At 70.9% G+C, this 7,027-nt stretch carries 6 protein-coding genes and 2 pseudogenes; 4 read left to right on the forward strand and 4 right to left on the reverse strand.

All coding sequences use genetic code 11. From position 1 onward, the window contains the following. The 3 genes and pseudogenes from ABFC67_RS05755 to htpX all read right to left on the reverse strand — a co-directional run. A pseudogene (locus ABFC67_RS05755) lies at window positions 1–103 on the reverse strand (RNA-binding protein); the annotation flags it as partial. 4 nt (window positions 104–107) lie between these two features. Continuing rightward, window positions 108–1,997 carry a molecular chaperone HtpG gene (gene htpG, locus ABFC67_RS05760; RefSeq protein WP_346737089.1) on the reverse strand — a complete coding sequence of 630 codons (1,890 nt, stop codon included), beginning with the start codon at window positions 1,995–1,997 and terminating at the stop codon, window positions 108–110. A 55-nt stretch (window positions 1,998–2,052) separates the two neighbouring features. Further along, a complete protein-coding gene (gene htpX / locus ABFC67_RS05765; RefSeq protein ID WP_346737090.1) occupies window positions 2,053–2,958 on the reverse strand; it encodes a protease HtpX in 906 nt (301 codons plus the stop codon). Window positions 2,959–3,042: 84 nt separating this feature from the next. On the opposite strand from htpX, the gene gluQRS reads away from it, so the two are divergent. The 4 genes from gluQRS (at window position 3,043) to phbB (ABFC67_RS05785) (ending at window position 6,428) form a co-directional block, all read left to right on the forward strand. Beyond that, on the forward strand, window positions 3,043–3,942 hold the full coding sequence (gene gluQRS, locus ABFC67_RS05770) for a tRNA glutamyl-Q(34) synthetase GluQRS (protein WP_346737091.1): 900 nt from the start codon (window positions 3,043–3,045) through the stop codon (window positions 3,940–3,942). Window positions 3,943–4,049: 107 nt separating this feature from the next. After that, window positions 4,050–4,790, forward strand: coding sequence for an acetoacetyl-CoA reductase (phbB, locus tag ABFC67_RS05775; protein ID WP_346737092.1), 741 nt, complete (start codon window positions 4,050–4,052; stop codon window positions 4,788–4,790). A gap of 198 nt (window positions 4,791–4,988) precedes the next feature. Further along, the gene (gene phaR / locus ABFC67_RS05780; protein ID WP_346737093.1) at window positions 4,989–5,471 is read left to right on the forward strand and encodes a polyhydroxyalkanoate synthesis repressor PhaR; all 483 of its coding nucleotides are present in this window, start codon (window positions 4,989–4,991) and stop codon (window positions 5,469–5,471) included. A gap of 210 nt (window positions 5,472–5,681) precedes the next feature. Continuing rightward, window positions 5,682–6,428, forward strand: a complete 747-nt coding sequence (phbB, locus tag ABFC67_RS05785) for an acetoacetyl-CoA reductase (protein ID WP_346737094.1) — start codon at window positions 5,682–5,684, stop codon at window positions 6,426–6,428. A gap of 108 nt (window positions 6,429–6,536) precedes the next feature. Here phbB (ABFC67_RS05785) and ABFC67_RS05790 read toward each other — a convergent pair. Further along, a pseudogene (locus ABFC67_RS05790) lies at window positions 6,537–7,027 on the reverse strand (argininosuccinate lyase); the annotation flags it as partial.

Here is a 7,027-nt window from a genome sequence, read left to right on the forward strand (position 1 = left end):
TGCCGCCGGCGATGGCCTGTTTGGCCAGCGCGCGCGTCCTGAAGAAGCGCGCCGCCCACAGCCAGAGGTCGGCGCGCACCGCACCGACCGGTTCGGCGGCCATCGTTTCAGGCCGTGGCGCCACCCAGCAGCACCCGGTTGACGCGCTGCACGAACGCCGCGGGGTCGTCGAGCTGCGCGCCCGCCGCCACCTGCGCCTGTTCCAGCAGCAGCAGCGCGAGGTCTTCGGCGCGCGCGGCGTCGGTCTCGCCTTCCAGGCGCCGCAGCAGCGCGTGCCGCGGGTTGATCTCGAGGGTCGGCGCGGATGCCGGCACCGCCTGCCCGACCTCGCGCAGCAGGCGCTGCATGTGCGGCGCCAGCTCGTACTCGTCCAGCGCGAGGCAGGCCGGCGACTCGGTCAGGCGCTGGCTGACGCGCACCTCGCGCACGCGTTCGCCGAGGATGTCCTTGAGCTTCTTCAGCAGGCCCTCGGCCTCCCGCTCGGCCTGCTTGCGCGCCTCGGCGTCGGCGCCGGACACGTCGCTGCCGAGCTCGCCCTTGGCCGCGTTGCGCAGCTTCTTGCCGGCGTAGCTGTCGAGGTAGCCGACCATCCACTCGTCGATGCGGTCGTACATCAGCAGCACCTCGATACCCTTGGCGCGCAGCGCCTCGAGCTGCGGGCTGCCCTTGGCCGCGGCGTAGGTGTCGGCGGTGAGGTAGTAGATCGTCTCCTGGCCGGCGGGCATGCGCGCGATGTAGTCGTCCAGCGACACCGTGCGCTCGGCGCCGTCGCTGCGCGTGGAGGCGAAGCGCAGCAGCCTGGCGATGCGCTCGCGGTGGGCGGGATCGTCGGCGACACCCTCCTTCAACGTGTTGCCGAACGCCCCGTAGAACGTCTTGAATTTCTCGGGATCGTCCTTGGCCAGCCGCTCGATCAGGTCGAGCGTGCGCTTGACGCAGGCGGCGCGGATCTGCGCGACCAGGCGGTTGTGCTGCAGCAGCTCGCGGCTGACGTTCAGCGGCAGGTCGTCGGAATCGACCACGCCGCGCACGAAGCGCAGCCACGCCGGCAACAACTGCTCGCTGGCGTCCATGATGAACACGCGGCGGATGTACAGCTTCAGCCCCTTGCGCTCGTCGCGGCCGTTGAACATCGCATCGAACGGCGGCCGCTCCGGCAGGTACAGCAGCAGCGTGTAGCCCTGGCTGCCCTCGACGCGGTTGTGCGTCCACGCCAGCGCGTCGTCGAAACCGTGGCCGAGCGACTTGTAGAACGCCTGGTAGTCCTCGTCCTTCAGCTCGGCCTTGGGCCGCGTCCACAGCGCGGAGGCGTGGTTGACGGTTTCCAGCTCGTCGGCGGGTTTGCCGTCCTTCTGCTTCGGCAGGCGGATCGGAAAGGCGACGTGGTCGGAATACTTGCCGATCAGCTCGCGCAGCTTCCAGCCGTCGAGGAACTCGCCCTCGTCCGCCTTCAGGTGCAGGGTGATCGCAGTGCCGCGCCACGGCTGCTCGACGCTCTCGACGCTGTACTCGCCGCTGCCGGTCGATTCCCAGCGCACGCCCTCCGCCGCGGGCGCGTCGGCGCGGCGGGTGGTCAGCGTCACCTTGTCGGCGACGATGAAGGCGGAATAGAAGCCGACGCCGAACTGGCCGATCAGCTGCGTGTCGCGGCGCGCGTCGCCGGTCAGCGACTCGAGGAACCGGCGCGTGCCCGAGCGGGCGATCGTGCCGATGTTGCCGATCACCTCCTCGCGGCTCATGCCGATGCCGTTGTCGCGCACGGTCAGCGTGCGCGCCTCGGGATCCCAGTGGATCTCGATGCGCAGCTCGGCGTCGTCCTGCGCCAGCTCGGGCCGCGACAGCGCCTCGAAGCGCAGCTTGTCGCAGGCATCGGAGGCGTTGGAGATCAGCTCGCGCAGGAAGATCTCCTTGTGCGAGTACAGCGCGTGGGTGACCAGGTGCAGCACCTGGTCGACTTCGGCTTCGAATTTGCGGGTTTCCGCGGCGGTCGCGTTCATGCGGGTGCTCTCCGGGCCCCGCGCCGCGGATGCGGCGTGGGGGTTCGAGGGTGGATCAGGCGGCGCTGCGCAGCGCGGCGATGCGCTCTTCCAGCGGCGGATGGCTCATGAACAGGCGCGCGAAGCCGCGCGCCAGGCCGCCGGAAATGCCGAACGCCTGGATCGACTTCGGCAGCGTGCTCTCGCCGCGGTTGCCGGCCAGGCGCTCCAGCGCGGCGATCATCGCGCCGCGGCCGGCCAGGCGCGCGCCGCCGGCGTCGGCGCGGAACTCGCGCCAGCGCGAAAACCACATCACGATCATCGAGGCGACCAGGCCGAACACCAGCTCCAGCGCCATCACGATCATGAAGTAGCCGAAGCCCGGGCCGCGCTCCTCGCGGTTGCCGCTGAGCGCGCTGTCGATCACGCGGCCGACCACGCGGGCAAGGAAGATCACGAAGGTGTTCAGCACGCCCTGGATCAGCGTCAGCGTGACCATGTCGCCATTGGCGACGTGGCTGATCTCGTGGCCGAGCACCGCCTCCACTTCCTGGCGGTCCATGCTCTGCAGCAGGCCGCTGCTGACCGCCACCAGCGCGTGGTTCTTGCTCATGCCGGTGGCGAAGGCGTTCATCTCGGGGCCGTCGTAGACCGCCACCTCGGGCATGCCGATGCCGGCGCTGTCGGCGTGGCGGCGCACGGTATCGAGCAGCCAGCGCTCGGCGGCGTTCTGCGGCTCGGCGATGACGCGCGCGCCGGTGCTCATCTTCGCCATCCACTTGGAGATGGCCAGCGAGATGAACGCGCCGCCCATGCCGAACACGGCGGCCATGAGCAGCAGGCCCTGCAGGCTCATGCCGTTGCGGTAGGCCCAGGCGTCCACGCCGAAGATCTTGCAGACGACGCTCAGCAGCAGCAGGACGGCGAGGTTGGTGGCGACGAACAGGACGATGCGTAGCACGGCTGTCTCTCGGGCGGTCATGGAGGAGGGCACGGGGCGTGCCGCCTCCGATTGTTCGGGGCGGAGGGCTCCACTTTCAAGCGTGCCGGCTGGCATGATCGGCGCATGCGCTACCGCGGCCGCTTCGCCCCCTCGCCTACCGGGCCCCTGCATTTCGGCTCGCTGGTCGCCGCGCTGGGCAGCTGGCTGCGCGCGCGCAGCGAGGGCGGCGCCTGGCTGCTGCGCATCGAGGACATCGACCCGCCGCGCGAAGTGCCCGGCGCCGCGGCGGCCATCCTCGAAGCACTGGCCGCGTTCGGCATGACGCCGGACGAGCCGCCGCTGTACCAGAGCACGCGGCTCGGCGCCTACGCCGCCGCCCTCGAGCGCCTGCGCGCCGGCGGCCACGTCTATCCCTGCTGGTGCTCGCGCGCCGAGGTGGCCGCGCGCGGCGGACTGCATCGCGGCCCGTGCGCGGTGCCGCCCGACCCGGCGCGCGAACCGGCGTGGCGGCTGCGCGTCGGCGACGCCGTGGTGGCGTTCGAGGACCGCCTGCAGGGGCCGCAGCGGCAGGCGCTGGCCGAGGCCGCCGGCGACTTCGTGGTCAGGCGCGTCGAGGGCCTGTACGCCTACCAGCTCGCGGTCGCGGTGGACGACGCCGCGCAGGGCATCACCGAGGTCGTGCGCGGCGCCGACCTGCTGGATTCCACGCCGCGCCAGATCCACCTGCAGCGCCTGCTCGGCCTGCCGACGCCGGCTTACCTGCACCTGCCGCTGGCGCTGGACGCCGAGGGCCGCAAGCTGTCCAAGTCCGAGGGCGCGCTCGCCGTGGAGCCGGGCGATCCCGTGCCCGCGCTGCGCGCGGCGCTGGGCTTCCTCGGCTTCGGCGAGGCCGCCGGCGCGAGCGGCGTCGCCGCCATGCTGGCCGCGGCGGTGCGCGATTTCGACCTCGCCCGCCTGCCGCACGCGCGGGCGCTGCCGGCGCCGCACGGGGCGGCGCTGCCCGCCTGCGTCCCCTTCGCCTGAGCGCGCTGGCGACGCAATCGAATGCGCGTGGCCGCGCAGGCTCCCTCTGCTCGCACTTTCCGTGGCCTCGCCTAGAATGCGGACAGGCTCGACATGGAGGGCGGCAGATGAGGCAGCGTATCGCGCTGGTCACTGGCGGCTGCGGCGGCATCGGCACGGCGATCGTGAGGAAGCTGGCGCGGCTCGGCCATCGCGTCGCCACCAATTACCGCGACGAGGCGCGCGCGCTGGCCTGGCAGGCACGCATGCGCGGCGAGGGCATCGAAGCGACGATCGCGGCCGGCGACGTCGCCGATCCGCTGGCGTCGGAAGCCATGGTGCGCGCGGTCGAGCGCGAGCTGGGCCCGATCGACATCCTGATCAACAACGCCGGCATCACCCGCGACGCCACCTTCCACAAAATGAGCTACCAGCAGTGGACCGAGGTGGTGAACACCAACCTCAATGCCTGCTTCAACGTCACCCGCCCGGTCATCGAGGGCATGCGCGAGCGGCGCTGGGGGCGCATCGTGCAGATCAGCTCGATCAACGGCCAGAAGGGCCAGTACGGCCAGGCCAACTACGCCGCGGCCAAGGCCGGCATGCACGGCTTCACCATCTCGCTGGCGCAGGAAAACGCGCGGCTCGGCATCACCGTCAACACCGTATCGCCCGGCTACGTCGCCACCGACATGGTGATGGCCGTGCCAGAGGAAGTGCGCGCCAAGATCGTCGCGCAGATCCCGATGGGGCGGCTCGGCGAGCCGGACGAGATCGCGCACGCGGTCGCCTTCTTCACCGGCGAGGAAGCGGGCTGGGTCACCGGAGCGAACCTCGCCATCAACGGCGGGCACTACATGGGGTGGTGAGGCGCGCCTGCCTCGGCCTTGGGCGACGGATAGCGCCTTTCATCGGGATTCGACGCCTCCGCTCCGAACCGTTCGCGCCGCATCGAGCGGCGCGAACGGGGCCAGCGCCGTACGCTTCGACTTCGACAGCGCTTTCGTGAACTGGGCGGTGCCGGTTTCGAACTGGTGCGCCGCCGCACCCCGTGCTAGTTTTGCCGCATGGCACAACCGCGCGTCATCAAGAAGTATCCCAACCGGCGGCTGTACGACACCGAGATCTCCAGCTACATCACGCTGGAGGAGGTGCGGCAGTTGGTGCTGGACGGCGAGGAATTCGAGGTGCGCGATGCCAAGACCGGCGAGGAGCTGACGCGCTCGGTGCTGCTGCAGATCATCGCCGAGCACGAGGAGCGCGGCCAGCCGATGTTCTCCACCCGGCTGCTGTCGCAGATCATCCGCTTCTACGGCGATTCGCTGCAGGGCTTCATGGGCCCGTACCTGGAGAAGAGCCTGCAGGTGTTCCTCGACCAGCAGCAGCAGTTCCGCACGCAGTTGAACAGCCTGATGGGACAGACGCCCTGGTCGATGCTCAACGAGCTGACCGAGCGCAATCTCGACGCCTGGAAGTCGCTGCAGCGCGGCTTCCTCGAGGCCGCCACCAGCCAGGCGGCTCCGGGCAAGGACACCAAGAAGCCCCGTTGAGGGCAGCGACGCGGGTCGCCGTCCCCGCGCGCGAGCGGGAATGCTGGCCGTCGTTCCGAGGGATGTCCGGCCCCGCGGGCAGGACGTCGAACGGCCGCCCGATCCGCCACGAACCCGTTTGACAGGCTACGCACCCGCTCCTACCATGCGCGCCGTTTGTTGCGGCGCACCATGTATTGCCGCGCCGCATCGCTGCAGGAGCCTTCCCGCATGACTACCCGCATCGCCGTCGTCACCGGCGGCATCGGCGGCCTCGGCAGCGAAATCTGCCGCTTCCTCGCCCGCGCCGGCCGCCGCGTGATCGCCGCCGACCTCGGCGCGCGCGCCGAGCGCATCGACGCCTTCCGCGCCGAGATGGCCGAGTTCGACGGCCGCATCGACTTTGAACCGGTCGACGTGGCCGACTTCAACAGTTGCGCCGAACTGGTGCGTCGCGTCGAGGCGACGCACGGTGGCGTCGACATCCTGGTCAACGCCGCCGGCATCACCCGCGACGCCTCGCTGCGCAAGATGGCGCCCGAGCAGTGGCACGCGCTGATGCGGGTCAACCTCGACGGCGTCTACAACATGAGCCGCCAGGTGATCGACGGCATGACCGCGCGCGGCTTCGGCCGCATCGTCAACATCAGCTCGGTGAACGGCCAGACCGGCCAGTTCGGCCAGACCAACTACGCCGCGGCCAAGGCCGGCATGCACGGCTTCAGCATGGCGCTGGCGCGCGAGGTGGCGAGGAAAGGCGTGACCGTCAACAGCGTCTCGCCCGGCTACTGCCGCACGGCGATGGTGATGGCGGTGCCCGAGGACATCCGCGCCGGCATCGTCGCGCAGATCCCGGTCGGCCGCCTCGGCGAACCCAGCGACATCGCGCGCACCGTCGAATTCCTCACCGCCGACGACGCCGGCTTCATCACCGGCGCCAACATCCCGGTGAACGGCGGCTACTTCATGAGCTTCTGAGCGAAGCGCCGGCACCCGTTTCGGGTAGGGCGGAAGCCGCAACGCGGCTGCCGCCGTCCACCGCGAACGCGGTCCCGAGGCGAGGCGCCGCGGCGCTGCGAATCCGCCTTACGCGGACTGCGCGCCGTCGAGGGCGTCGAGGCGCGCGCGCAGCACGTCCAGCCCGAGCTCGGCGGCGCCGCCCGGCGACACGCGCGCGGCCAGGCTTGCCTCCGGCGTACGTCCCTGCCCCGCCTGCTGCGCGGTTTCCGCTGCGCGACGGTAGGCCTCGCGGAACGGCACGCCGGCCGCGGCCTGCTCGATCGCCGCGTCGGTGGCGTACATCGCCGGCTCGATCGCCGCGCGCATCGCGCCCTCGTTCCAGCGCATGCGCGCCAGCAGGTCCGCCAGCAGCTCGAGCGCGCCGAGGCCGTGGCGGAAGCCGTGGAACAGCGAGCCCTTGCTCGGCTGCAGGTCGCGCTGGTAGCCGCTCGGCAGCGACAGCAGCGACTCGATCTCGACGCGCGCCGCCGCTACGCTGGCGTAGCTCGCGCGCATCAACTCGATCACGTCGGGATTGCGCTTGTTCGGCATGATCGAGCTGCCGGTGGTGTACTGCG

It is taken from the genome of Mizugakiibacter sp. (assembly GCF_039680435.1).
Classification (GTDB): domain Bacteria; phylum Pseudomonadota; class Gammaproteobacteria; order Xanthomonadales; family Rhodanobacteraceae; genus Mizugakiibacter.

Bases quoted from the DNA above. Each gene is read 5' to 3' on its own strand.
- htpG (WP_346737089.1), bottom strand. From the start codon at position 1,997: ATGAACGCGACCGCCGCGGAAACCCGCAAATTCGAAGCCGAAGTCGAC.
- htpX (WP_346737090.1), bottom strand. From the start codon at position 2,958: ATGACCGCCCGAGAGACAGCCGTGCTACGCATCGTCCTGTTCGTCGCC.
- gluQRS (WP_346737091.1), top strand. From the start codon at position 3,043: ATGCGCTACCGCGGCCGCTTCGCCCCCTCGCCTACCGGGCCCCTGCAT.
- phbB (WP_346737092.1), top strand. From the start codon at position 4,050: ATGAGGCAGCGTATCGCGCTGGTCACTGGCGGCTGCGGCGGCATCGGC.
- phaR (WP_346737093.1), top strand. From the start codon at position 4,989: ATGGCACAACCGCGCGTCATCAAGAAGTATCCCAACCGGCGGCTGTAC.
- phbB (WP_346737094.1), top strand. From the start codon at position 5,682: ATGACTACCCGCATCGCCGTCGTCACCGGCGGCATCGGCGGCCTCGGC.